The sequence below is a fragment of the Curtobacterium sp. LFS084 genome, assembly GCF_047977705.1.
Taxonomy (GTDB): domain Bacteria; phylum Actinomycetota; class Actinomycetes; order Actinomycetales; family Microbacteriaceae; genus Curtobacterium.
This window is the reverse complement of record NZ_JBFPFM010000002.1, coordinates 123,973-146,957: the sequence shown is the minus strand read 5'-3', so window position 1 is coordinate 146,957 and position 22,985 is coordinate 123,973. Positions and strand designations below refer to the sequence as shown.

Below are 22,985 nucleotides of genomic sequence, written 5' to 3'. Positions count from 1 at the left end.
TCGGTGACGATCATGACGGAACGGCCGGTCGACCAGGCGACGAGCAGCGACACGGAGCGGCCCGGCAACGCCACGGCCAAGCACGACAACGTCGCGCTGCTCTCCGTCGCGACGACCGTGGCGGAACGCGTGACCACCTCGGCCGACATCGAGGAGAAGCTCCGCGTTGTGCTGCGCCGCCTGCGCCTGCCGATGGGGCTGCTCGAGCGTGTCGCCGGGGTCAAGGAGCGTCGCAACTGGGGTGAGGGGCAGTCCTTCCAGGACGCCGCGATCGACGCCGGGCGCCGTGCCATGGCCGAGGCGGGCATCCGCCCCGAGGACGTCGGCCTGCTCATCAACACGTCGGTGACCCGCCCGCACCTCGAGCCCTCGGTGGCCGTGCGGCTGCACCACGGACTCGGGCTGCCGTCGTCCGCGATCAACTTCGACATCGCGAACGCCTGCCTCGGGTTCGTGAACGCGATGAGCGTGGCCGCGGGCATGATCGACTCCGGCCAGATCAAGTACGCGCTCGTCGTGGACGGCGAGGACGCCGACCAGGTGCAGCTCAACACCATCGAGCGCCTGAACCAGGGCGGCCGCAACCGCAAGGACTTCATGAGCGAGTTCGCCAGCCTGACGCTCGGCTCCGGTGCCGCCGCAGCCGTGCTCGGCCCGGCGGACATGCACCCGGGCGGCCACCGGATCGTCGGCGGCGTCACCCGCGCGGCGACCCAGTGGTACGACCTCTGCGTCGGCAGCGTCGACGGCATGTTCACCGACGCGAAGATGCTCCTCAAGGGCGGCATGGAACTCGTCGTCGCCGCCTGGAACGAGGCGCGCTCCCACTTCGACTGGGCCGACATGGACCGCTACGTGCTGCACCAGGTCTCCGACGTGCACACCAACGCGTTCGTCGAGGCCATCGGCGTCCCGCGCGACAAGGTCCCCACCACGTACGAGCGCTTCGGCAACGTCGGTCCGGCGTCGATCCCGATCACCCTCGCGGACGAGGTCGCCCGCGGCGCCATCCGCCCCGGCGACCGGGTGTTCCTCGGCGGTGTCGGCTCCGGCATCAACACGGCGATGATGGAACTGCGCTGGTGACCTCCGGCCTCCCGCGCGTCGCCGCTGCCACGGCTCCGGCGACGCCCCCGCCGCCCCTGCCCGGACTCGACCCCGCCTGGTCGCGCATCGTCGCGGTCCCGGCCGCTGCGGGTCCTGGAGGCGCGGCTCGCCCCGAGCGCTCCTGGCACCTCCTCGACACGGCCGGCTCCCTGGCCGCGCTCGGCGTGGAACCCGTCGGCACCCTGCTGTGCGTGCACGGCAACCCGACGTGGTCGTACCTGTGGCGGTCGGTGCTCCGCACCTCGCTCGACGTCGCCGCGGCCGGCGGTCCGGCGTGGCGGGTCGTCGCGGTCGACCAGCTCGACATGGGGTTCTCGGAGCGGACCGGCACGCAGCACGGGCTGGCGGACCGCGTGCGAGACCTCGGCGCGCTGACCGACGAACTCGGCCTGACCGGCCCGGTGGTGACCCTCGGGCACGACTGGGGCGGGGTCGTCTCCCTCGGCTGGGCGGTGGACCACCCGGACCTCGTCGTGGCCGTCACGACCTGCAACACCGCCGTGCACCAGCCGGACGACGCCCCGATCCCGGCGCCGCTGCGGCTCGCCCTCCGTCCCGAGCTCCTCGGCCGCGCCACGGTGCTGACGCCGGCGTTCCTCGAGACGACCCTCGCGATCGCGCACCCGCGGCTCGACCGTCCCGTCGCGGACGCGTACCGAGCGCCCTACCGCGGCGCCGCCCGTCGCGGGGGCATCGGCGGGTTCGTCGCCGACATCCCCGTCGACGCCGACCACCCGAGCGCACCGGAACTCGACCGGATCGCCGCGGGGGTCGCGGCGCTCGACGTGCCGGCCCTCGTGATGTGGGGCCCGCGCGACCCGGTGTTCCTGGAGCGCTACCTCGACGACCTCGTGGACCGCCTGCCGCACGCCGACGTCCACCGCTTCGAGGGCGCCGGGCACCTGCTGCCGGACGACGCCGACGTCGCCGGGACGGTCTTCGACTGGCTCGGTGACCACCTGCCGGACGGTCACGGGCCCGCCGGGGCCGAACCGTCCCTCCCGGCCCCCACCGACACAGCCGCCGACGCGGGCCGACCGCTGTGGGCCGCACTCGACGCACTGCGCGAGCGCGACGACGCCGCGCTCGTCGAGATGGCCGCCGCCGGCGGGCCCCGCACGGTGTCGTGGCGGCTGCTCGCCCGCCGGGTGGACGAGATCGCGGCGGGACTCGTCGACCTCGGCGTCCGCCCCGGCGAGCGTGTCTCGCTGCTCGTCACCCCGGGAGCCGACCTCACCGCGGTCCTCTACGCCTGCGTCCGCATCGGCTCGGTCGTCGTGGTCGCCGACGCCGGGCTCGGCCTGCGCGGCCTGACCCGGGCCGTGCGCGGCGCGCGTCCCGACTGGATCATCGGTGCGCTGCCCGGCCTCGGAGCCGCGCGGGCGCTCGGCTGGCCCGGTCGTCGGATCGCGACGGTCGCGCTGCCCGCCGCCGCCCGGCGTGCGCTCCGGGTCGAACGCACCCTCACCGAGGTCGCTCGCCGCGGGGCCGACCGGCTCGCACGGGGGACCGCCATGCCCGAGGCCCCCGGCGCCGACGCACCGGCCGCCGTGCTGTTCACGTCGGGGTCGACCGGCCCGGCCAAGGGCGTCGTGTACACGCACGGGCAGCTCGGTGCCGTCCGGGACGCGCTGGCCACCCAGTACGACATCGGCGTCGGCACCGGGCTCGTCGCCGGGTTCGCCCCGTTCGCCCTCCTCGGTCCGGCCCTCGGGGCGCGGTCGGTCGCACCGGACATGGACGTCACGGCACCCAGGACGCTCACCGCGCGGGCGGTCGCCGACGCGGTGCAGGCAGCCGACGCCACGGTCGTCTTCCTGTCGCCGGCCGCCGTCGCCAACGTCGTGGCGACCGCGGGTGCGCTCACCGCCGACGAGCGTGCGGCACTCGGCCGGGTGCGGCTGTTCCTGTCGGCCGGGGCGCCGGTGTCGGCGGCCCTGCTGACCGCGGCCACCGAGCTGATGCCGAATGCGAGCGCCCACACGCCCTACGGCATGACCGAGGGGCTGCTGATGACCGACGTCGACCTCGACGGGGTCCGTTCGGCAGGGTCCGCGGTCGACGACGGCATCTGCGTCGGGGCCCCGGCGGCGAACGTCCGGGTGCGGATCGCCCCGCTCGACGGCGACGGTCTGCCGACCGGCACGCTGACCGACGACCCGGGCGTCACCGGCGAGATCGTCGTGGCCGCGCCGCACGTCCGGGCGCGCTACGACCGGCTCTGGCGACAGGACCGGGTGTCGCGGCTCGGCGTGGACGACCCTCGGGGCCACCGCACCGGTGACGTCGGGCACCTCGACGCAGCCGGCCGCCTCTGGGTCGAGGGGCGCCTGCAGCACGTGTTGACGACCCCGGACGGGGTGGTCACACCGGTCGGACCCGAGCAGCGGATCGAACGGGTCCCCGGCGTCGGCCGCGCCGGTCTCGCCGGGGTCGGCCCGCGCGGGACGCAGCAGGCGGTGGCCGTCGTCGAGACGACCGGCACGCGCCGCGCTCGTCGACCCGCACTCGCGGACCCGGACCTCGCTCGGGCCGTGCGGGCAGCCGCCGGCATCCCCGTCGCGGCGGTCCTGACCGTGCCCGAGCTGCCGACCGACATCCGGCACAACTCGAAGGTCGACCGTGCGCGGCTGTCACGGTGGGCCGCATCGGTGCTGTCCGGTGGGCGGATGGTCCGGCCGTGAGGGTCCTCGTCACCGGCGCGAGCGGGTTCCTCGGGCGGGCGACCGCCGCGGCCGTGCGGGACGCCGGCCACGAGGTCCGGACGTTCCAGCGGCGTCCGTCCGGCGTGGGCGGGGCGGCGGACGTCCTCGGCACCGTGACCGACCCCACCGCGGTGGTCCGGGCGGTCGAGGGCGTCGACGCGGTCGTGCACCTCGCCGCCGAGGTCTCGCTCGCCGGCGACCCGGCCGACTTCGTCCGCGTGAACGTCGAGGGCACCCGGACCCTGCTCGACGCCGCACGCCGCGCGGGGGCGACACGGTTCGTGTTCGTGTCGTCGCCCTCGGTCGCGCACACCGGCTCGTCGCTCGTCGGGGCGGGCGCCGCACCGGCCGAGCCGGCGCGCGCCCGCGGGGACTACGCCCGCACGAAGGCCGCCGCAGAGCTCCTCGCCCTCGCCGCCGACGCCCCGGGGTTCGCGGTCACCGCCGTCCGCCCCCACCTGGTGTGGGGACCGGGCGACACCCAGCTCATCGGGCGGATCGTCGACCGGGCCCGCAGCGGACGGCTCCCGGTGCTGGACTCCGGCGCCGCCCTGATCGACACGCTCTACGTCGACAACGCGGCCTCGGCCATGGTCGCCGCGCTCGAGCACGCCGCCGACGACGCGGTGCACGGCGCCGCCCACGTCGTCACGAACGGCGAGCCCCGGCCCGTCGCCGACCTGCTCGCGGGCATCTGCGCGGCGTCCGGGGTCCCGGCACCCCGGCTGCACGTGCCGGCCGGTGTGGCCCGCATCGCCGGATCGCTCGTCGAGGCCCTCTGGCGGGTACGACCCGGGCAGGACGAGCCGCCGATGACCCGGTTCCTCGCCGAGCAGCTGTCGACGGCGCACTGGTTCGACCAGCGCCGCACCCGCCAGGACCTGCGGTGGACGCCCGCGGTGTCGATCGACGAGGGGCTCGAACGGCTCGCTGCCGCTCAGACCTCGTCGGCGGCGACGTAGACCCAGGCCCGGGTACCCGACTCCAGCGTCACCTCGATGCGCTGGTGGTCGGCGGGCTCGTGGTCGTCGAGGTCCCGCAGCTGCCACTCGTACCCGAGCGTGAGGGCCGCACCCTCGACCCGGTCCTCGCTGGTGCCGCGTCGCAGGGTCGGACGACGGCCCGGTCCGCTCGCTCGGATCACGTCCGGGTCGGTGCTCGTCGCGTCGTCGATCCGCCAGCCGGCCAGGGCGTCCTCGGCAGTGGGCACCGGGTCGCCGAACAGGGCGTCCTGCACCTCGGGCTGCCGGAGCGCGCCGACCGTGAAGACGACGTTCACACCGACGTTCGGGGCGGGGCGACGCAGACGGCCGGGAGCGATCGTCGGCGCGGCCGTCCAGACGATCGCGCCGGCCAGCCCGGTGAGACCGAGGTGGAGCAGCCCCACGATGCCGAGGACGCTGCCCCAGACGATCCCGGAGTCGTCGCCGAGGCACCGCTCCTCGGGCCAGGTCTCGCCCGCCCCGAGGCACCCGTACCGGTTCGACAGCCCGACGACCAGCCCGACGACGCCGACGACGAGGAGGACGACGGCGAACGTGCCGAGCGCGACGACCCAGCGCTGTGCGGGGGAGAGACGGTGCATGCTGCGACCGTAGCGAACGACGGACGCGGTGCACGCCACCCAGATCGGGTCACGTGCACCGCGCCTCGTGTCGGTGTCAGTGCTTGGTCGCTCCGGCGATCTTCTTCCGGAGCTTCTTGCGGGCCTTCCGCGAACGTGGGTCGTTCCAGAGCTCGCGCGCGGTCTGGGCCTTGGACTTCTTGTTCACGGGACGGGTGGCGCGTGCGCCGAACCAGAACCCGAGGAACACGATCGCGCCGATGAGGATGATGCGGTTGCGCATGGTGACTCCTTCGATGGTGGTGCGGACGGCCGAGGGACTCAGCCGGTGAAGCGGTTCCAGAGCTCGGTGACGATGGGCCAGACGTCACCGGCACGGTCGGCGGACCCGACGGCGACGAGGACGACCGGCACGACCGTGACGGCGATGCTCACCAGGACGGCGAGGACCACCGCGATGGTCGCGGTGGCGGTGTGCCGCCGGGTGAACGCGAGCAGCAGGAGCGCCAGGACGACGATCGCGCCGAGGAGGGCGACGACCGTGACCCGGATGAACGGGAACGGCACGAGGCCGGCGGTGGTGGCGGTGACGCTGCCGAGGAAGCCGACGAGGGGGAGGAACGCGCCGAGCAGCGTGCCGAGGACCAGGACGACGCCGATGCCGCCCGCGATCCACACGCCGCGCGGGCGGGGCCGTCGGACGCGCGTCCGACGGTTCCCCGACCAGGCGGTCGTCACGGCAGGTCCTGACGGTGGCGACCGGACTCGGTGTCAACGTCACGGGCGGCCGCGGTGTCCGACGCCTCCGGTGCCTCCTGCGTGGCCGGCGCGTCCGGCGTGTCCGCTGCGTCCTGCGTGTCCGCTGCGTCCGAGCGGGCGGCCCGGGCTGCTGCGTCGGCGGACTCCGACGCGGCTGCTGCGGCGTCCTCGGCGGCGTCGGCCGCGTCCTCGGCCGCGTCTGCGGCGGCAGCGGCACGGTCGGCCGGGGTCGCGTCGTGCTCGGCGACGGTGTCGACGACGGCGTCCCGTGCACCGGCTGCGGCGTCCTTCGCCGAGTCGGCGGCGTCCGCTGCCAGCTCGGAGGAGCGGGCCAGCGCCTCGGTCGCCGCGTCACGGACGTCACCGGTGGTCTCGGCGGCGGAGTCGACGGCGCGCTTGGTCGCGTCGGCGGTGGCGTCCGCCGCACGGCGGGTGGCGTCGGCGGTGGCGTCGGCTGCCCGCTTGGTCTGTTCCGCCGTCGCCTCCGCGGCGTCGCGGGTGGCGTCAGCTGCCTGACGGGCGACGTCGGCGGTCGCCTCGGCGGTGCGCTTGGTCACGTCGGCGGTGGCGGACGCGGCTCGCTTCGTGGCGTCGGCGGTGGCCTCCGCCGCGTCCTTCAGCGCCGCGCCCGTGGCGTCGGTGGCGCGCTTGGTCGCATCCGCGGTCGCGGTCGCGGCCTGCTTGACGGCGTCGCCGGTCGCCTCCGCCGCCCGGCCGAGCGGCGACTGCTCGTCGTCGAACGGACCGTGCACGTCGAGCACGCGGACGTCGACCGAGGTCGGGACGTCGGACACCTGTCGCGTGGCCGCGGCGACCTGCTTGCGGACCTCGTCCGCGACGGCGATGACCGGGTGCGGGTAGCTCACGACGACGGAGACGTTCACCGCGAGGGCGCCGTCCTCGTCGTCGACCTGGACGCCCGCGGTCCCGGCGCTCTTCCCGAGCTGCTGGCGGAGCTGGTCGGCTGCGCGGGCGGCGAGACCGCCGAGGTGGTGCACGCCGGGGACGCCGAGCGCCGTCTCGGCCGCGGTGCGGGCGACGACCGTCACGGTGCTCGCGTCGTCGGGCAGGGGCTCCGTGAGCTCCGCGGGCAGGGCGACTTCGGTCACCTGCGTGTGCGCATTCGGGTCGTGCTGCATCGTTCTCCTCCTCGTTCGGTCCACCGGAAACATGTCGGGGCACTCGACATCGCGAGTGCCCCGACACGGTTCGTGCGTCCTACTTCTTGAAGACGTCCTTGACGTCCTCGCCGGTCTGCTTGACGCTCGCGGCGGCCTGGTCCTTCTTGCCCTCGGCGACCTTGTCGTCGTCGTTGGTGGCCTTGCCCACGGCTTCCTTCGCCTTGCCGGCGAGGTCCTGAGCGGCGTTCTTGATCTTGTCGTCGAGTCCCATGAGGGGTCCTTTCATCGGTCGGGCTGACGCCCGGTGGGTGGTGCGTCCGGCGGGTCGGGAGGCGCGGTGGCCGCCCGGCACGCGTGTGTCAGTGGACGCGGGTTGCCTTGGCGAGGGCGGAGCGGGTGCCGCCCGTGAGGTGGACCAGGATCGGCAGTTGCCGGCCGAGGGTCCGGTCCAGCGTGGAGACGGCGTGGTCGACGGCGTCGAGGACGGTGACCGCGTCACCGCCGCGGCGGACCGCGACGCGGATGCGTGCGGCGCGCTGACGACGGACCAGGTACGTGTCGACCCGGGTACCGACGACGTCACGGACGTCCTGGAGCTCGTGTTCGACGACGTCGCGGACGAGCGCGACGTTCACGGTGACCTGGTCGTCGCCGGAGCGTTCCCGCACGGCGACGGAGGTCCCGCCACGACCGCGGGTGAACACCCACAGCAGCGACAGCACGATCACGACCGCGCAGACCGCGACGACGATCCACAGCGACGACGCGGGCACGTCGAGGTTGCGCGGCAGGTCCACGTACGGTTGCACGGCGTCCCGGACCGGGGTCAGCACGCCGGCGCCGATGGTGACACCGACGATGACCGCGACCAGGCCGAGCACGAGCAGGATGATCCGGTTCATGGTCCGGTTGCTGCCGGTCATGCCAGCGTTCCCTTCTCCTCGACGCTGACGCTCACGCGCCGGCCGAAGCGTTCGTCCAAGCCCGCCAGGCGTGCCTGGACGGCGTCCCGGACGACGGAGTCGTCGACGGGGATCCCGCTGACGGGCACCACGCGCACGTGGGTGGAACGGCCACGAGCGGTCGCGGACGTGTTGCCCTCGGGCACACCCGCGGCGAGCCCGGCCGCGTTGGCGGCCGTCGAGGCGACGATGCGGCTGTCGATGATCACCGCGCCACGGTCGTGGTCGATGACCGAGCGGTGCTGCCGGCCGGGCTTGAGGGCCAGCACGATCAGCACCACACCGAGCACCAGCAGCACCACCGCGACGACCTCGGCGATCGTCACGAACGCCGCGTCCGGGCGCAGGGCCGCGTCCACGACCTGCTGCGGGTCCGCCACGAGCGGCGGACGGCCGATCCCGGCGAGGACCGCTTCGGTGCCGATCCACGCCGCGACCAACGCCAGCACCACGAGGGCGACGGCGACCGCGGTCGAGCGGGAGCGGTGCACGCTGCGGCGACGGATGCGTCGTTCCACGGAACCGTTGCTCATGATGGCCTCCTACAGGGTCCGGGACCGGTGCTCGCGCACGATCCCGGTGAGTTCGATGTGGGCACTGCCCACCCGGCGGCCGGTGAGGTCCCCGACCCGGCCCTTGACCTCGTCAGCGACCCGCACGGACCGGGCGAGGATGTCCTCACCCGCCGAGATCGGACCGGTGATGTCGAGCGCGAGCGCCCCGGACGCATCGCCCAGGCCGACCCGCACCCGCTTCGCGGGCGCGCCGAGCCGTTCGGCTGCGACGGCCCGCGCCAGCGAGGTCAGGGCACGAGCGGTGATCTCGACCCGGCCCGGGACGTCCGGGCCGGCACTCACCGGGAGCTCCGACGCCCGGTCAGAACGTCCGTCAGGGCGCCGCGGTCGATCTTGCCCGTCACCAACGCCGCGACGAGCGCGCCGAGAGCACCGAACACGACCACCAGGACGAAGCCCCAGAACCCGAACTGCAACGCCACGACGGCGAGGATCGCGCCGATCAGCGCGCCGACCAGTGTGTTACTCAACGCGGGACTCCTTCTTGTCGTCGTTGTCGTCGTCGTCGCCCGGGATGTAGACGTCCTGGACGGTCACGTTGACCTCGGCGACCTCCATGCCGACGATCTGGGTCAGCGCACGGGCCACCGCGGAGCGGACGCCGTCGGCGACCTGCTGCAGCGACACCGGGTACTCGGCGACGATCACGATGTCCGCGGCGACCTGCTTCTCGCCGACCTCGACCTTGACGCCCTGACCGAAGTCACGCTGACCGATCGCGTCGCGGATCGCACCGATCGCACGCGCTGCGCCGTTGCCGAGCGAGTGCACACCGTTCACCTCGCGAGCCGCGATCCCCGCGACCTTCGACACCACCGTGTCGTCGATCGTGGTCTTGCCCGTCACGCCACCAGCCGGTGCGGTCGCAGCGCGGCCCGCGGTCGTCGCAGCCGGGGTGGTCGTCGTGGTGTCAGCCATCGTGGTTTCCTTCCGATTCGGTCCCGCCGGGCGTTCCCAGCGGTTGCTGTTCACGGATGAGACGGGGCTGACTCGAGGATCGTCACACGGGGCCGATCGAGTTCAGGAACTTCCCAGGGATGGCGCGGAACGCGCAGCGCTGCGTACCCCTGCTGTGCCGACGGTCAGCGAGCTGCGCTGATTCCGTCCGACGCGTTGCGTTCTGCAGCACCACGGATCGACCGCACGGCCGCCATCGGGGACTCGCCCCGTTCCTCCAGGAAGAGCTGCTGCAGCCGCCGTGGGCGCACGCCCGCGGCGTCGGCGATCGCCTGCAGCGTCAAAGCCTCGTCGGGGTTCGACTCGATGAACTCGACGGCACGACGGAGCCGCCACGAGGCGCGGCCCGGTCGGGCGGCGCGTGAGGAGCGCAGGGTCGACGCCGGGTCCTCGCCGAACCGGTCGCGGTACGCGACGGCGAGACGTCCGTGGTTCGTGAAGCCCCATCGCCGGGCGATCTCGGTGACGCTCTCGTCGCCGTCCGTGTGCAGGAGCTCGCGTCGGACGCGGTCGAGTCGGTGGTCGCGGAGGAAACGGTGCGGGGTCGACCCGAGGGTCCGCGAGAACACGTCCTGCAGGCCGCGCTGGCTCAGCCCGCACGCGGCGGCGATCTCGGGGACCGCCGGGCGTTCGGCGGCGTGCTCCTCGATGAACCGGACCGCGTCCCGCAGCCGGTTCGCCACCGGGACGTCCGAGCCGCGGTTCCGGACCGGGAACGTGTCGAGGACGACGACCGCGAGCCGGCGGTTGAGTGCCGTGCGCATCGGGCCGAGCACGCGGTCGTCGACGAGCATCGGACCGATCTCGCGCACGAGGTGTCGGAGGGGCTCCTGGCGCGCGACGACCTCGTCCTGCTGGTCGAACAGGAGCGGGCCGTCGGGGAGTGCGAAGCCGAGGTCCTGTCCGACCGCGCGGAGGAACCGGTCGGCGATGTGCACGCCGTTGTAGATCGTGCCCGTCGATTCGAAGCGGTAGGCCTCGGACGCCGAGGCGATGTACGGGCTGCCGGGGACGACGACGCGGGACCGGTCGGCGAAGTGCATCTCGAGCTGCCCCTTGGTGAGCCAGAACACGACGTGGTCGTCCCGTGGCCCGATGACTCCACCACGCCTGCCGCCCTCGGCCCGCATCGTCCGGAGCGTCAGGTCGTCGTCGCCCACGACCGTGTACTCGTAGCGGGTGTCGCGGGTGGCGAAGGTGCCCGAGGCGAAGTCGGAGCCGTGGTACTCGGCCTCGAAGATGTCGGAGTAGTCCGACCCGTCGCCGTCGGCGAACCGCAGTCTGCGGAAGCCGTTCGTCGCCACCTCGGTCATGGTCGCATCATCGCACGGTTCGTCCCGGGGTCACGGCAACGGCGGATGGGTATACCCTAGGGGGGTACCGTACGGATGACGGAGGCCAGCATGCACGAACACGTCGGCTACATCGGGGACAAGGACGACCTGCTCAAGCGACTCCGTCGCGCCGAGGGGCAGGTGCGTGGCATCGCGCGCATGGTCGAGGACGAGACGTACTGCATCGACGTCCTCACCCAGATCTCCGCGGCGAACCGGGCACTCGAACGCGTCGCCCTCTCGCTGCTCGAGGACCACCTGCGGCACTGCGTCGCCGAGGCCGTCGCCGAGGGCGGTGACGCTGCGGACGCGAAGGTGCGCGAGGCCAGCGACGCCATCGCGCGGCTCGTCCGCTCCTGACGGCGTCGACGCCGACGTCGTGACCCGACCCCAGAAGGGAACCACCATGACCACCGAACTGCTGCTCGTCGAGGGCATGACCTGCGACCACTGCGTGATGAGCGTCACCGAGGAGCTCGGCGAGCTCGACGGGGTGTCCGACGTCCGGGTGCGGCTCGTCCCCGGCGGCGCCTCCGAGGTGACCGTGACGTCCGCGGCCCCGGTGCCGCAGGACGCGCTCCGCGCCGCCGTCGCCGAGGCGGGGTACGAGGTCGTGCGGTCATGACGGACGGGGTCGTCGAGCTCGACATCACCGGGATGACCTGCGCCTCGTGCGCGAACCGCATCGAGCGGAAGCTCGGCAAGCTCCCCGGCGTCACCGCGACCGTGAACTACGCGACCGAGAAGGCCACCGTCTCCGGCAGCTCGGACACCGGTGCCCTCATCGCGGCCGTGGAGTCGGCCGGGTACGGGGCCTCCGTGCCGCGGCCGCCGGCGACCGCCGACCCCGACGGCGCCGACGACGACCGCGTGGACGACCCGACCGCGGCGCTCCGGCGACGACTCGTCGTCTCGGCGGTCCTCGCCGTCCCCGTCGTCGTCCTCTCGATGGTGCCGGTCCTGCAGTTCCCGAACTGGCAGTGGCTGGCACTGACCCTCGCCGCCCCGGTGGCCGTGTGGGGCGCGCTGCCGTTCCACCGGGCCGCCTGGGTGAACGCCCGGCACGGCGCGGCGACGATGGACACCCTCGTGAGCGTCGGCGTCCTCGCCGCGTTCGGGTGGTCGCTGTACGCGCTGTTCCTCGGCGACGCCGGGACGACCGGCATGCACATGACCTTCTCGTGGTTCGCGACCGATCCCGAGGCGAGCGACCTCTACCTCGAGGTCGCGTCGGCCGTCACGGTGTTCATCCTCGCGGGGCGGTACATGGAGGCCCGCGCGAAGCAGCAGTCCGGCGCCGCACTCCGGGCGCTGCTCGAACTCGGCGCGAAGGACGCCACGGTGCTGCGCGGGGGCACCGAGACGCGCGTGCCCGCCGCGTCCCTCGTCGTCGGCGACGTCGTGGTCGTCCGGCCGGGGGAGCGGATCCCGAGCGACGGCACCGTGCGCGAGGGCACGTCGGCCGTCGACCGCAGCATGCTCACCGGCGAGTCCGTACCGGTCGAGGTCCACGACGGCGACGACGTCACCGGCGCCACGATCAACGTCGGCGGTCGGCTCGTCGTCGCGGTCACCCGGGTCGGGGCCGACACCGAACTCGCCCGGATGGGGCGGCTCATCGAGGACGCGCAGACCGGGAAGGCCGACGTCCAGCGCCTCGCCGACCGGGTGTCCGGGGTCTTCGTGCCGATCGTCATCGGGCTCGCGGTGACGGCGTTCGTCGGGTGGCTCGTCCTCGGCGGATCCCTGACGGCCGCCTTCACCGCGGCGGTCGCGACGCTCATCATCGCCTGCCCCTGCGCGCTCGGCCTCGCGACCCCGACCGCGCTCCTGGTCGGGACCGGCCGGGGCTCGCAGCTCGGCATCCTGATCAGTGGCCCGCAGGTCCTCGAGCAGACCCACAGCGTCGACACGATCGTCCTCGACAAGACCGGGACGGTGACGACCGGGACGATGGCCCTGCGTGCGGTCACGGGCACGCCCGGCACCGACGACGCCGAGGTCCTCCGGCTCGCCGCCGGGGTCGAGGACGGCTCCGAGCACCCCGTCGCCCGGGCGATCGTCGCGGCCGCCCGCGCCCGAGGACTCGACGTCACCGGAGCGGCGCAGTTCACCGCGACCCCCGGGGCCGGGGTCCAGGCGGTCGTCGACGGCGCGGTGGTCCTCGTCGGCACGACCGCGTGGCTCGAGACGTCGTGGTCCGTCGCCGTCCCGGAGACCGTGCTGCGTGCCGTCCGGGACGCCGAGTCCGACGGTGGCACCGCGGTCGTCGTCGCGACGGACGGCCGAGCACTCGGCGTGGTCATCGTCGCCGACACCGTGAAGCCCGAGGCTGCGGACGCCGTCCGGCGCTTCCGGGAGCTCGGGCTGCACCCGGTGCTCCTCACCGGCGACAACGAGGGCACTGCACGCGCCGTCGCCGCCGCGGTCGGCATCGACGAGGTGCACGCCCGCGCCACCCCGGCCTCGAAGCTCGACACCGTCCGCCGCCTGCAGGCCGATGGCCGACACGTCGCGATGGTGGGTGACGGCGTGAACGACGCCGCGGCCCTCGCGGCGGCCGACCTCGGGATCGCGATGGGCGCCGGGACCGACGCCGCGATCGCGGCGAGCGACATCACGGTGGTGAGCGGTCGGCTGACCGTGGTGGCCGAGGCGATCCGGCTCTCGCGAGCGACCCTCCGCACGATCAAGGGCAACCTGTTCTGGGCGTTCGCGTACAACGTCGCGGCGATCCCGCTCGCGATGGCGGGGCTGCTGAACCCGGTGCTCGCCGGCGCGGCGATGGCGTTCTCTTCGGTCTTCGTCGTGACGAACAGCCTGCGCCTCCGCCGCTTCACCCCCGAGTCCTGACCGCGCCGCCACCGCGCACGGCCCGCGGCGTCGCCACCTGCGGGCCGGACGCGCCTGGCGCGTCGCCCGGGCCTGCCCGGTCGCGGACGCGCTCGCGCCGCTCGCCCCGTGACGCGCACAGCGAACGTGCCCCGCACCTCCTGTCCGACGGCGCACACCATCCGCCGGAGCGCACTACGCTCGGAGGCGGTCCGCGACGCAGCGCAGCGGTGACCCGCGGGCTCGTACGTCTGAAGGCGATCCAGGAGGACCACAAGTGACCGAATCCGCTCCCGTCGACCCCACATCGACCGACGGCTGGAAGAAGCTCGCCGGCATCGCCGACGGCTTCACCCCGGACCTGCGCGGCTGGTTCGACAGCGACCCCGCTCGCGCCGAGCGCTACACGTTCCAGGCCGCCGACCTCACCGTCGACCTGTCGAAGGGCCTCGTCACCGACGAGATCCTCGCCGACCTGCTCCAGGTCGCGAAGGACACCGGCGTCGCCGAGCGCTTCCAGGCGATGCTCGCCGGCGAGCACATCAACGCGACCGAGGACCGCGCGGTCCTGCACACCGCCCTGCGCCGTCCGAAGGGCGCCTCGCCGGCGCTCGTCGTCGACGGCCAGGACGTCGACGCCGACGTGCACGCCACGCTCGACAAGGTCTACGCCTTCGCCGAGCAGGTCCGCAGCGGCGCGTGGACCGGTGTCACCGGCAAGCGCATCGAGACCGTCGTGAACATCGGCATCGGTGGCTCCGACCTCGGCCCCGTCATGGTCTACGAGGCGCTGAAGCCGTACGTCCAGCCCGGCCTCGAGGCGCGGTTCGTCTCGAACATCGACCCGGCGGACATCTACGAGAAGACCGCTGACCTCGACCCCGAGACCACGCTCTTCATCGTCGCGTCGAAGACCTTCGGCACGCTCGAGACGCTGACCAACGCCCGCCTGGCCCGCCAGTGGCTCTGGGAGCGGCTCGGCCTGGCCGACGCGTCCGACGACGAGAAGTCGAACGCCGTCGCGAAGCACTTCGTCGCCGTGTCGACCGCGCTCGACAAGGTCGCGGCGTTCGGCATCGACCCCGAGAACGCGTTCGGCTTCTGGGACTGGGTGGGCGGCCGGTACTCGGTCGACTCCGCCATCGGCACGAGCGTCGTCATCGCGATCGGCCCGGAGAACTGGGAGGAGTTCCTCGCGGGCTTCCATGCGATCGACGAGCACGTCCGCACGACGCCGCTCGAGCAGAACGTTCCCGTCCTGATGGGCCTGCTCAACGTCTGGTACTCGAACTTCCTCGGCGCGCAGAGCCACGCGGTCCTGCCGTACACGCAGTACCTGCACCGCTTCGCCGCGTACCTGCAGCAGCTCACCATGGAGTCCAACGGCAAGCGCGTCCGCTGGGACGGCTCGCCCGTCACCACCGAGACCGGCGAGGTCTTCTGGGGTGAGCCGGGCACGAACGGCCAGCACGCGTTCTACCAGCTCATCCACCAGGGCACGCGCCTGATCCCGACCGACTTCATCACGGTCGCGAAGCCCGCGCGTCCGCTCAAGGACGAGACCGGTGACGGCGGGGCGGTGCAGCCCGGGCAGGACGTGCACGCGCTCTTCCTGGCGAACTTCTTCGCGCAGACGAAGGCGCTCGCGTTCGGCAAGACGGCGGACGAGGTCCGCGCCGAGGGCACCACGGACGAGGCCATCATCTCCGCCCGCACCTTCACCGGCAACAAGCCGTCGACGTCGATCCTCGCGCCGGAGCTCACCCCGAGCGTGCTCGGTCAGCTCATCGCGCTGTACGAGCACATCGTGTTCACCGAGGGCACGATCTGGGGCATCGACTCGTTCGACCAGTGGGGCGTCGAGCTCGGCAAGCAGCTGGCGCTGCAGATCGCCCCGGCGGTCGACGGTGACCAGGCCGCGCTGGACGCGCAGGACTCCTCGACGAAGGCGCTCATCGCCAAGTACCTGGAGCTGCGCGGCGAGTAACGCACGCACCTGACGGACAGGAGGCGCGGTGCCGGCTGGCACCGCGCCTCCTGTCGTCGGTGGGTCGCGCTCCGGCGGGACCCGCGCGGCTCAGCGGCCGAGCGGGTCGAGGTTGAGCGTGGTGCCCTCGTAGAGGTGCTGGTCCTCGCCGAAGACCTGCACGCCCTCGTTGAGCCAGACGAGCGCCCGGACGGTGATGCCGAACCGTGCGGCGACGTCGCCGATGAGGTCGTCGGGCGCCACGGTGTACCGCGCAGGAGCCCCGCCGCCGGCGGCTGCCGTCACCGATCCGGTGGCGTTCGGGCGGGCACCGTGGTCGACCGGGTGCACGTTCGTCTGCCGGGCGGGGATCGACCACCGCACGGTCGTGACGGCGAGGACCTTGTCCGCGGCGATCTCGACGGGGACGTCCTGGCCGGGACGGGCGGCCGAGTACGTCACGAGGGTGCCGAGGTGCGACGGTTCGACGCCGGACCCGGTGAGCGGGACCGATGCGGAGCCGGGCGTGCTCGTCGGCCCGCCGAGCGTGTGGTCGCCCACCCCGCGGTAGGTCAGGCCGTCGCCGACCTCCTTCGGCAGGTCGAACAGCCCGACCCCGACGGGGACCGGCAGCGTCGACGTGAACCCGGAGTACTCGGCGGTGAACGCGTCCGCTCCGTCGGCGACGACTCGGAAGTGGAAGTGGATGCTGCCCTTCGGGGACGCGACGTCGCCCTGGGCGAGGACCGTGCCGGCCGGGATGGGCGTCAGCGTCGGTGCCGGTGCGGCGGCCTCGGTGGGCGCGGCAGTCGGTGTGCGGGGGGTCGCGGAGGCCTCGAGGAGGTCCGCGGCCGAGTCGCCGTCGGCGGTGGGTGTGTCGCTCGGGGTCGGGGAGGCACTCGTGGGCGGGGCGGACGGGGCGGGGATCGCCCCGTCCGTCCCGCGCAGCCACGAGCAGCCGGACAGCAGGACGGTCGACACCAGGACGGTTCCGACCACTGCGGTTCGTTTCATGACTCCCCCTCGGGTTCAACCGTAGCGGACTGCCGGACGTGCACACCGTCGCCCGTGCGGCGATGTGTCGGTGGACGTACGGTCGGGCGCTGTCGGCTGCACGGGTTACCGTCGGTGCATGGAGCGTTCGGAGATCCTCGCCGCGGCGGCCGCCGCGCACGCCGCCCGCATCGCCGAGGCCGGCGGTGACGACGCCGCCGCGCGCGAGCGTGCCGAGCAGGTCCGGAAGCGGGCGGACGGCCTGGTCGACCGGATCGAACGGAGCGAAGCGGCCGACGACGCCGCTCGCGACGCCGAGCGTCGTCGGGCGGCCGAGGCCGACCGTGCCGCCGCCCGCACCGAGGGCTCGCTGTCCGACTGGCACCGGATGGGGACGCGTCGCGGGGTCACCCCGGACGAGCAGGTCCGCACGGCCTGGACGGTGACGGGGGTCCCGGAGCCGGGCGACGCCCGCGCGCTGGCGAACATCCTGCTGTCGACCGCCGGGCACGCTGGACGCGTGGCCGACGCTGCACGACGGAACCCCCGGCTCTCGGGCGCCGCGAGTGCCGCCGCTCGACGCACCGTCCGTCGCTACACCGACCACGGTGCGGACATGCCGTCGCTGGGTGACGTGCTCGATGACCCCGCCGACAACGGCGAGTGATCGCTGACCGGGGCGTTCGCGGAGCCATCCATTCGTCATTCCGTGTGTATGACCGATTGACAGGACATGGTTTCGGGCTACGATCCTCCACAGCGATGCAGCCCGATCACTGACGAAGGAGTCACCGAATGGTCGACATCAGACCGACAGCCACGAGCGTCCCCCTCCCGCCGGTCGGACACGGCCCGCACGTCCGACGCCTCGGCGTCCTCGCACTCGTGGCCACGTTCGGCGGCCTGCTCTTCGGCTACGACACCGGTGTGATCAACGGCGCCCTGCTGCCGATGAAGCAGGAGCTCGGGCTCACGAACCTCACCGAGGGCGTGGTCACGAGCTCGCTCCTCTTCGGGGCGGCGATCGGCGCGATGCTCGGCGGCCGGATCGCCGACGGCTGGGGGCGCCGCAGGACGATCATCCTGCTCGCCGTGACGTTCTTCGTCGGGACGCTCGTCTGCGTGTTCGCCCCGGTCTTCGGGGTGATGGTCGTCGGTCGCGTCCTGCTCGGCCTGGCGGTCGGTGGTGCCTCGACGGTGGTGCCGGTGTTCCTCGCGGAACTCGCGCCGTACGAGATCCGCGGGTCGCTGTCCGGTCGGAACGAGCTGATGATCGTGATCGGCCAGCTCGCCGCGTTCGTGGTGAACGCGATCATCGGCTCCCTCTGGGGCGAGGGCGAGGGCGTCTGGCGCGTGATGCTCGCCGTCTGTGCCCTGCCGGCGATCGCGCTGTTCATCGGCATGCTCCGCGTGCCGGAGTCACCGCGGTGGCTCGCCTCCAAGGGGCGCGACGACGAGGCCCTCGAGGTGCTCGGGCAGATCCGCTCCCGCGAGCGCGCCCACGCCGAACTCGAGGACATCACCCGGTCGAACGAGCTCGAGGCGGACGTCGAGCGGCAGAGCGGCTGGCGCACCCTGCTCGGCAACAAGTGGCTGATCCGCATCGTGCTCATCGGTGCCGGCATCGGGGTGGCGCAACAGCTCACCGGCATCAACTCGATCATGTACTACGGCCAGACCGTGCTCGTCGAGTCGGGCTTCGCGAAGTCGGCGGCCCTCATCGCGAACATCGCCCCCGGGGTCATCGCGGTGGTCGGCGGCGCGATCGCGATCCGCAACATGGAGAAGATCAACCGGCGCACGACGCTCATCCTCGGCTACTCGCTGACGACCGTCTGCCACTTCCTCATCGGGATCGCGTCGATGACCCTGGTCGAGGGCAACCCCGCCCGCCCGTGGGTGATCCTGTTCCTCGTCGTCGCGTTCGTCGGCTCGATGCAGACGTTCCTCAACATCGCGACCTGGGTGATCCTGTCCGAGATCTTCCCGACCCAGATCCGCGCACTCGGCATGGGCATCTCGGTGTTCTGCCTCTGGATCGCGAACGCGTTCCTCGGGCTGTACTTCCCCACGGTCGTCGCCGCGACCGGCATCACGGGCACCTTCTTCGGGTTCGCGGCCGTCGGCGTCCTCGCCCTGCTCTTCATCTGGAAGTTCGTGCCGGAGAGTCGCGGGCGCACCCTCGAAGAGGTCCAGGAGGGCGTCACGACCGGCAACATCTTCACGGTCCCGACGAAGCAGGCCCGCGGCTGACCACGAAGGCGTCCCCGCGCCGGCCTCCTGGGCCGCGGGATCGAGGGGCGAGGTGATCGCCTGCGAGGATGGCGGACATGGGTGAACGTCCGGACCACGGGATCGATGAAGTCCTCGCCGCGTCGCGCGGCCTGCTCGGCGTCGTCGCGCGGTCGCTCGCGCCGGCGCTCGAGTCGGTCACGGTCCCGCAGTTCCGGTTGATCGTGCTCGTCGTCAGCCTCGGGCCGACGCGTGCCGGCGGCCTGGCGGACCGGCTGGCGGTCGGACCGTCGACCCTCACGCGGAACGTCGACCGTCTGGTGGCCGGCGGGTGGGTCGAACGCCGGGCGTCGTCGGACAACCGCCGCGAGGTCCTGGTGGCGCCGACGGAGCGCGGGTGTGCACTGGTGGCCGAGGTCACGGATCGTCGCCGCCGGGAGCTCGAGGAGATCATCGAGCGGGTGCCGGTCGCGGACCGCGCGATCGTGACCGCCGGGATGGCGGCGCTCCGTCGGGCGATGGGGGAACCGTCACCCGAGGAGGTCTCCGCCTTCGGGGGGTGACTCCCGTTCGTTGTACGCGTACAATCATTGTGCCCGTACAACTCAGGAGGACCGTGCCCGACGCCGCCCAGACCATCCGTCCGCACCTCGTGACCGCCGGTACCCGCTTCGGTGGTGCCGCCGTCCGGCTGGCGCTCCCGGCACTGCTCATCGGCCTCGGGGCCGGCGGCGCGGCGGTCGTCTTCCGCTGGCTGATCGAGCACGCCACGTGGGTGTTCAGCGGCCACGCGGACTACTCGGCGACCGACGGGCACCCGGCCAACCCGTGGGTGCCGTGGCTCGGGGCCGGTTTCGTGGTGCTCGCCCCGGCGGTCGGCGGGCTGCTGTACGGGCCGCTCATCCAGCGGTTCGCGCGGGAGGCGCGGGGCCACGGCGTTCCCGAGGTGATGTACGCGGTCGCCCGGAACGGCGGTCGGATCCGGGGCAGCGTCGCCGTGGTGAAGGCCCTCGCGAGTGCGGTCTGCATCGGCGCGGGCGGTTCGGTGGGCCGCGAGGGGCCGATCATCCAGATCGGCGCCGCCCTGGGCTCGACGATCGGTCGGTGGGCCCGGATGCCGGAGGTGCGCCTGAAGACCCTCGTCGCGTGCGGCGCGGCCGGCGGGATCTCGGCGACCTTCAACGCCCCCGTCGCCGGCATCTTCTTCGCGCTCGAACTGCTGCTGCGGGACTTCACCCCGACCTCGTTCGGCGCGGTCGCGATCGCGAGCGTCACCGCGGCGCTCGTCGGTCGCGCCGTCTTCGGCGACGCGGCCTTCCTGCACCTGCCGTCCATCGGGTCGATCACGCCGCCCGAGTACCTGCTCTTCGCGCTGCTCGGGCTGCTCGCCGGGGCGATCGGCATCGGCTTCACCCGCGTGCTGTACCTCGTCGAGGACGCCTGCGACGTCCTGTGGCGGGCGACGCGGGGGCCGGAGTGGCTCCGCCCGGTCGTCGGCGGGCTGCTGCTCGGGGGCGTGCTGCTGGTCCTGCCGCAGCTGTACGGCGTGGGGTACCCGGTGCTCGAACGCGGGGTCGCCGGGCAGTACGCGCTCGGCTTCCTCGCCGTGCTCGTGGTCGGCAAGGTGGTCGCCACGTCGCTCACGCTCGGCATCGGCGGATCTGGCGGGGTGTTCGCGCCCTCGCTCTTCATCGGCGCCATGACCGGCGCGGCCTTCGGCGAGGTCGTCGCGGCGATCGACCCGTCGATGCAGGAGCAGGTGGGCACCTTCGCCGTCGTCGGGATGGGCGCGGTCTTCGCCGGGTCGACGCGTGCGCCGATCACGGCGGGGATCATGCTGTTCGAGCTGACCGGTGCGTACGAACTCGTGCTGCCGCTGGTCGTCGCGGTCGTGATCGCCGGGGCGGTGTCGAAGGTGCTCTCGCGGGACACGATCTACACGCTGAAGCTCAGTCGCCGCGGTGTCGACCTGACCGACGCCGCGGTCCGGTCCCCGGAGCCCTCGACGGCGGGTGGTGCGGCGCGGCCGCTCGGACCGGTGCTCGACACCGGGGCGATCGCCGGGCAGGCGCTCGAGACGATCGAGGGGGCCGGGGGTGGTCCGGTGGTCGTGGTCGACGGGGCCGGGCGCCTGGCCGGGGTCGTCACGGCGCGGTCCGTCGGGGACGCCGTGCTCGGGGACACCGCGTTCGCCGAGCGGCCCGTCACGGACGTGGTCGCCGACGTGGCCGCGGTGTCGGCGACGGCCCCGCTCGACGAGGTCGTCCGGGAGGTCGTCGACGCCGCCGACCCCGCGGGCCTGCCGGTCGTCGACGAGGACGGACGGCCCGTCGGGTGGTTGGGACAGGCGGACGCGTTGCGGGCCCTGGTCCCTGCCACCTGACGGACGGGAGGCGCGGTGCCAGCCGGCACCGCGCCACCCGTCCGCCTGGTCGTCGCCGTTACGGGCGCAGCAGCACCTTGCCGACGCGGCCGGCGGTGTCGCTGGCGCGCGCCGCGGCGCGGGCCTCGTCGAACGGGAAGACCTCGGAGACCGGCAGGGTCAGCGAGCCGTCCAGCACGCGCGAGATGAGCTCGCCGAAGAGCTGCTGCTTGAGCGGCGCGTCCATCGTCCTGCTGACGACGGCGCCCCAGAAGCCCTTGACCGTGAGCTGGCCGAAGATGACCTTGCCCGACGGGATCTCGAGGGTGGGGGAGGCCATCGCGCCGAAGACGACGAGGGTGCCGTTCTCGCCCATCACCGAGGCGATGTCACCGGCGGCCTTGCCGCCGACGGACTCGACGCCGGCGACGATCGGGGCGCCGCCCGTGATCGCGCGGACCTGGTCCTGCCAGTCGTCCGCGTCGGTGGCGACGATGCGGTCGATGCCCTGGTCACGGAGCTCCTCGACGCCGGCGGCGCGACGGACGAGCCCGATGACGTTGATGCCCCGGGCCTTGCCGAGCTGGGCCACCATGCGGCCGACCGCGCCGTTGGCGGCGTTCTGGATGAGCCAGTCGCCCTCGTGCAGGTCGAGGGAGTGCAGCAGGCTGATGGCGCTGAACGGCATCGAGACGAGCTGCGCGGCGTCCTCGTCGGTCATCGCGTCCGGCACCGGGACGAGCCCGGCGGCGTTCGCGACGTAGTACTCGGCCCAGACGCCGAAGGTGCCGCCGGCGACGCGCTGGCCGACGGTGAGGTTCGTGACGCCCTCGCCGAGGGCCTCGACGACGCCGAGCGCCTCGGTGCCGGAGGCCGCGGGCAGCTCGGGCTTGAAGCCGTACGTGCCGCGGATGGTCCACAGGTCGTGGTTGTGGATCGGGGAGAGGACGGTGCGGACGAGGACCTCGCCCGCGCCGGGGGTGGGGACCGGGCGGTCCTCGGCGGTCAGCACGTCGGCGGGCTCGCCGAACTCGTGGTGGACGACGGCACGCATGGTGGTGGGGGTGGTGCTCATGGACTAGTCCTCCGAGACGGTGATGGTGACGTCGATGTTGCCGCGGGTCGCGTTCGAGTACGGGCAGACCTGGTGCGCGGCGTCCGCGAGGGCCTGGGCCTGGTCGTGCTCGAGCCCGGGCAGGACGACCTCGAGCAGCACGGCCAGCTGATAGCCGCCCTCGCCGTTCGGGCCGATCTGCACGCGGCCGCCGACGGACGAGTCGGCGATCTTCACCTTCTGGCTGCGGGCGACGCCCTGCAGTGCGGAGTGGAAGCACGCGGCGTACCCGGCGGCGAAGAGCTGCTCGGGGTTGGTGCCGGCGCCGGAGCCGCCCATCTCCTTGGGGATCGCGAGGTCGAGCGCGAACGAGCCGTCGCTGGTGGCGACGCGGCCGTCGCGACCGGCTCCGGTGGAGAGGGCCTCGGCGGTGTAGAGGGCTTCCATGTGGTTCCTTCCTTC

The 22,985-nt window shown here is 73.2% G+C and carries 25 protein-coding genes; 11 read left to right on the top strand and 14 right to left on the bottom strand.

Going from position 1 to position 22,985, the window contains the following annotated elements; translation table 11 throughout:
* Positions 1-12 precede the first annotated feature (12 nt).
* Genes ACNQOV_RS02140 through ACNQOV_RS02130 form a run of 3 tightly spaced genes read left to right on the top strand, consistent with a single transcriptional unit; the run spans position 13 to position 4,774 of the window.
* A complete protein-coding gene (locus ACNQOV_RS02140) occupies positions 13-1,086 on the top strand; it encodes a 3-oxoacyl-ACP synthase III (protein ID WP_402268020.1) in 1,074 nt (357 codons plus the stop codon).
* Positions 1,083-3,791, top strand: a complete 2,709-nt coding sequence (locus tag ACNQOV_RS02135; protein WP_416393168.1) for an alpha/beta fold hydrolase — start codon at positions 1,083-1,085, stop codon at positions 3,789-3,791. Before ACNQOV_RS02140 ends, ACNQOV_RS02135 begins: the two co-directional genes overlap by 4 nt.
* Positions 3,788-4,774 carry an NAD-dependent epimerase/dehydratase family protein gene (locus tag ACNQOV_RS02130; RefSeq protein ID WP_416393167.1) on the top strand — a complete coding sequence of 329 codons (987 nt, stop codon included), beginning with the start codon at positions 3,788-3,790 and terminating at the stop codon, positions 4,772-4,774. Before ACNQOV_RS02135 ends, ACNQOV_RS02130 begins: the two co-directional genes overlap by 4 nt.
* On the opposite strand, the gene ACNQOV_RS02125 is transcribed toward ACNQOV_RS02130, so the two are convergent.
* From ACNQOV_RS02125 to ACNQOV_RS02075, 11 genes are all read right to left on the bottom strand, one after another.
* The gene (locus tag ACNQOV_RS02125) at positions 4,750-5,397 is read right to left on the bottom strand and encodes a gamma-glutamylcyclotransferase (RefSeq protein ID WP_416393166.1); all 648 of its coding nucleotides are present in this window, start codon (positions 5,395-5,397) and stop codon (positions 4,750-4,752) included. The genes ACNQOV_RS02130 and ACNQOV_RS02125 overlap by 25 nt on opposite strands.
* Before the next feature lie 76 nt (positions 5,398-5,473).
* Positions 5,474-5,659, bottom strand: a complete 186-nt coding sequence (locus ACNQOV_RS02120) for a hypothetical protein (protein ID WP_022905857.1) — start codon at positions 5,657-5,659, stop codon at positions 5,474-5,476.
* A 38-nt stretch (positions 5,660-5,697) separates the two neighbouring features.
* Positions 5,698-6,114, bottom strand: a complete 417-nt coding sequence (locus ACNQOV_RS02115; protein WP_402267812.1) for an MFS transporter permease — start codon at positions 6,112-6,114, stop codon at positions 5,698-5,700.
* A complete protein-coding gene (locus ACNQOV_RS02110) occupies positions 6,111-7,274 on the bottom strand; it encodes an Asp23/Gls24 family envelope stress response protein (RefSeq protein ID WP_416393165.1) in 1,164 nt (387 codons plus the stop codon). Before ACNQOV_RS02110 ends, ACNQOV_RS02115 begins: the two co-directional genes overlap by 4 nt.
* Positions 7,275-7,353: 79 nt before the next feature.
* Positions 7,354-7,527: a CsbD family protein gene (locus tag ACNQOV_RS02105; protein WP_022908528.1), complete on the bottom strand. Its 174-nt coding sequence runs from the start codon at positions 7,525-7,527 to the stop codon at positions 7,354-7,356.
* 88 nt (positions 7,528-7,615) lie between these two features.
* Positions 7,616-8,179, bottom strand: a complete 564-nt coding sequence (locus tag ACNQOV_RS02100; RefSeq protein ID WP_022908527.1) for a hypothetical protein — start codon at positions 8,177-8,179, stop codon at positions 7,616-7,618.
* On the bottom strand, positions 8,176-8,751 hold the full coding sequence (locus tag ACNQOV_RS02095; protein WP_022908526.1) for a DUF6286 domain-containing protein: 576 nt from the start codon (positions 8,749-8,751) through the stop codon (positions 8,176-8,178). The genes ACNQOV_RS02100 and ACNQOV_RS02095 overlap by 4 nt, the downstream gene beginning before the upstream one ends.
* Positions 8,752-8,760: 9 nt before the next feature.
* Entirely contained in the window at positions 8,761-9,075 is a 315-nt protein-coding gene (locus tag ACNQOV_RS02090; protein ID WP_022908525.1) for a hypothetical protein, read from the bottom strand.
* The gene (locus tag ACNQOV_RS02085; RefSeq protein WP_022908524.1) at positions 9,072-9,263 is read right to left on the bottom strand and encodes a DUF2273 domain-containing protein; all 192 of its coding nucleotides are present in this window, start codon (positions 9,261-9,263) and stop codon (positions 9,072-9,074) included. Before ACNQOV_RS02085 ends, ACNQOV_RS02090 begins: the two co-directional genes overlap by 4 nt.
* Entirely contained in the window at positions 9,256-9,711 is a 456-nt protein-coding gene (locus ACNQOV_RS02080) for an Asp23/Gls24 family envelope stress response protein (protein WP_022908523.1), read from the bottom strand. The genes ACNQOV_RS02085 and ACNQOV_RS02080 overlap by 8 nt, the downstream gene beginning before the upstream one ends.
* A 164-nt stretch (positions 9,712-9,875) precedes the next feature.
* Positions 9,876-11,063 (bottom strand): helix-turn-helix domain-containing protein, encoded by a 1,188-nt coding sequence (locus ACNQOV_RS02075; protein WP_416393163.1) that lies wholly within the window; start codon positions 11,061-11,063, stop codon positions 9,876-9,878.
* A gap of 90 nt (positions 11,064-11,153) precedes the next feature.
* On the opposite strand from ACNQOV_RS02075, the gene ACNQOV_RS02070 reads away from it, so the two are divergent.
* From ACNQOV_RS02070 to pgi, 4 genes are all read left to right on the top strand, one after another.
* Positions 11,154-11,444 carry a metal-sensitive transcriptional regulator gene (locus tag ACNQOV_RS02070; RefSeq protein ID WP_031263278.1) on the top strand — a complete coding sequence of 97 codons (291 nt, stop codon included), beginning with the start codon at positions 11,154-11,156 and terminating at the stop codon, positions 11,442-11,444.
* A 46-nt stretch (positions 11,445-11,490) separates the two neighbouring features.
* Positions 11,491-11,709 carry a heavy-metal-associated domain-containing protein gene (locus tag ACNQOV_RS02065; protein WP_022908520.1) on the top strand — a complete coding sequence of 73 codons (219 nt, stop codon included), beginning with the start codon at positions 11,491-11,493 and terminating at the stop codon, positions 11,707-11,709.
* On the top strand, positions 11,706-13,937 hold the full coding sequence (locus ACNQOV_RS02060; RefSeq protein WP_416393162.1) for a heavy metal translocating P-type ATPase: 2,232 nt from the start codon (positions 11,706-11,708) through the stop codon (positions 13,935-13,937). The genes ACNQOV_RS02065 and ACNQOV_RS02060 overlap by 4 nt, the downstream gene beginning before the upstream one ends.
* Positions 13,938-14,193: 256 nt before the next feature.
* Positions 14,194-15,903, top strand: a complete 1,710-nt coding sequence (pgi, locus tag ACNQOV_RS02055) for a glucose-6-phosphate isomerase (protein ID WP_416393161.1) — start codon at positions 14,194-14,196, stop codon at positions 15,901-15,903.
* A 90-nt stretch (positions 15,904-15,993) separates the two neighbouring features.
* On the opposite strand, the gene ACNQOV_RS02050 is transcribed toward pgi, so the two are convergent.
* Complete coding sequence (locus tag ACNQOV_RS02050) at positions 15,994-16,896, bottom strand: LysM peptidoglycan-binding domain-containing protein (protein ID WP_402267793.1); 903 nt, start codon at positions 16,894-16,896, stop codon at positions 15,994-15,996.
* A gap of 118 nt (positions 16,897-17,014) precedes the next feature.
* On the opposite strand from ACNQOV_RS02050, the gene ACNQOV_RS02045 reads away from it, so the two are divergent.
* From ACNQOV_RS02045 to ACNQOV_RS02030, 4 genes are all read left to right on the top strand, one after another.
* Positions 17,015-17,542 carry a hypothetical protein gene (locus ACNQOV_RS02045; protein ID WP_416393160.1) on the top strand — a complete coding sequence of 176 codons (528 nt, stop codon included), beginning with the start codon at positions 17,015-17,017 and terminating at the stop codon, positions 17,540-17,542.
* Between the two features lie 128 nt (positions 17,543-17,670).
* On the top strand, positions 17,671-19,128 hold the full coding sequence (locus ACNQOV_RS02040) for a sugar porter family MFS transporter (protein ID WP_416393158.1): 1,458 nt from the start codon (positions 17,671-17,673) through the stop codon (positions 19,126-19,128).
* 77 nt (positions 19,129-19,205) lie between these two features.
* Complete coding sequence (locus tag ACNQOV_RS02035) at positions 19,206-19,670, top strand: MarR family winged helix-turn-helix transcriptional regulator (protein ID WP_416393156.1); 465 nt, start codon at positions 19,206-19,208, stop codon at positions 19,668-19,670.
* Positions 19,671-19,723: 53 nt separating this feature from the next.
* Positions 19,724-21,490: a chloride channel protein gene (locus ACNQOV_RS02030; protein WP_416393154.1), complete on the top strand. Its 1,767-nt coding sequence runs from the start codon at positions 19,724-19,726 to the stop codon at positions 21,488-21,490.
* A 58-nt stretch (positions 21,491-21,548) separates the two neighbouring features.
* Here the strand turns inward: ACNQOV_RS02030 and ACNQOV_RS02025 are convergent, their stop codons facing one another.
* On the bottom strand, positions 21,549-22,523 hold the full coding sequence (locus ACNQOV_RS02025) for a zinc-binding dehydrogenase (protein WP_416393303.1): 975 nt from the start codon (positions 22,521-22,523) through the stop codon (positions 21,549-21,551).
* Between the two features lie 24 nt (positions 22,524-22,547).
* Complete coding sequence (locus ACNQOV_RS02020) at positions 22,548-22,970, bottom strand: organic hydroperoxide resistance protein (protein ID WP_022905450.1); 423 nt, start codon at positions 22,968-22,970, stop codon at positions 22,548-22,550.
* Positions 22,971-22,985 lie beyond the last annotated feature (15 nt).

Bases quoted from the DNA above. Each gene is read 5' to 3' on its own strand.
- ACNQOV_RS02060 (WP_416393162.1), top strand. From the start codon at position 11,706: ATGACGGACGGGGTCGTCGAGCTCGACATCACCGGGATGACCTGCGCC.
- ACNQOV_RS02025 (WP_416393303.1), bottom strand. From the start codon at position 22,523: ATGCGTGCCGTCGTCCACCACGAGTTCGGCGAGCCCGCCGACGTGCTG.
- ACNQOV_RS02080 (WP_022908523.1), bottom strand. From the start codon at position 9,711: ATGGCTGACACCACGACGACCACCCCGGCTGCGACGACCGCGGGCCGC.
- ACNQOV_RS02100 (WP_022908527.1), bottom strand. From the start codon at position 8,179: ATGACCGGCAGCAACCGGACCATGAACCGGATCATCCTGCTCGTGCTC.
- ACNQOV_RS02125 (WP_416393166.1), bottom strand. From the start codon at position 5,397: ATGCACCGTCTCTCCCCCGCACAGCGCTGGGTCGTCGCGCTCGGCACG.
- ACNQOV_RS02065 (WP_022908520.1), top strand. From the start codon at position 11,491: ATGACCACCGAACTGCTGCTCGTCGAGGGCATGACCTGCGACCACTGC.
- ACNQOV_RS02075 (WP_416393163.1), bottom strand. From the start codon at position 11,063: ATGACCGAGGTGGCGACGAACGGCTTCCGCAGACTGCGGTTCGCCGAC.
- ACNQOV_RS02120 (WP_022905857.1), bottom strand. From the start codon at position 5,659: ATGCGCAACCGCATCATCCTCATCGGCGCGATCGTGTTCCTCGGGTTC.
- ACNQOV_RS02070 (WP_031263278.1), top strand. From the start codon at position 11,154: ATGCACGAACACGTCGGCTACATCGGGGACAAGGACGACCTGCTCAAG.
- ACNQOV_RS02095 (WP_022908526.1), bottom strand. From the start codon at position 8,751: ATGAGCAACGGTTCCGTGGAACGACGCATCCGTCGCCGCAGCGTGCAC.
- ACNQOV_RS02045 (WP_416393160.1), top strand. From the start codon at position 17,015: ATGGAGCGTTCGGAGATCCTCGCCGCGGCGGCCGCCGCGCACGCCGCC.
- ACNQOV_RS02140 (WP_402268020.1), top strand. From the start codon at position 13: ATGACGGAACGGCCGGTCGACCAGGCGACGAGCAGCGACACGGAGCGG.
- ACNQOV_RS02110 (WP_416393165.1), bottom strand. From the start codon at position 7,274: ATGCAGCACGACCCGAATGCGCACACGCAGGTGACCGAAGTCGCCCTG.
- ACNQOV_RS02105 (WP_022908528.1), bottom strand. From the start codon at position 7,527: ATGGGACTCGACGACAAGATCAAGAACGCCGCTCAGGACCTCGCCGGC.
- ACNQOV_RS02035 (WP_416393156.1), top strand. From the start codon at position 19,206: ATGGGTGAACGTCCGGACCACGGGATCGATGAAGTCCTCGCCGCGTCG.
- ACNQOV_RS02020 (WP_022905450.1), bottom strand. From the start codon at position 22,970: ATGGAAGCCCTCTACACCGCCGAGGCCCTCTCCACCGGAGCCGGTCGC.
- ACNQOV_RS02050 (WP_402267793.1), bottom strand. From the start codon at position 16,896: ATGAAACGAACCGCAGTGGTCGGAACCGTCCTGGTGTCGACCGTCCTG.
- ACNQOV_RS02040 (WP_416393158.1), top strand. From the start codon at position 17,671: ATGGTCGACATCAGACCGACAGCCACGAGCGTCCCCCTCCCGCCGGTC.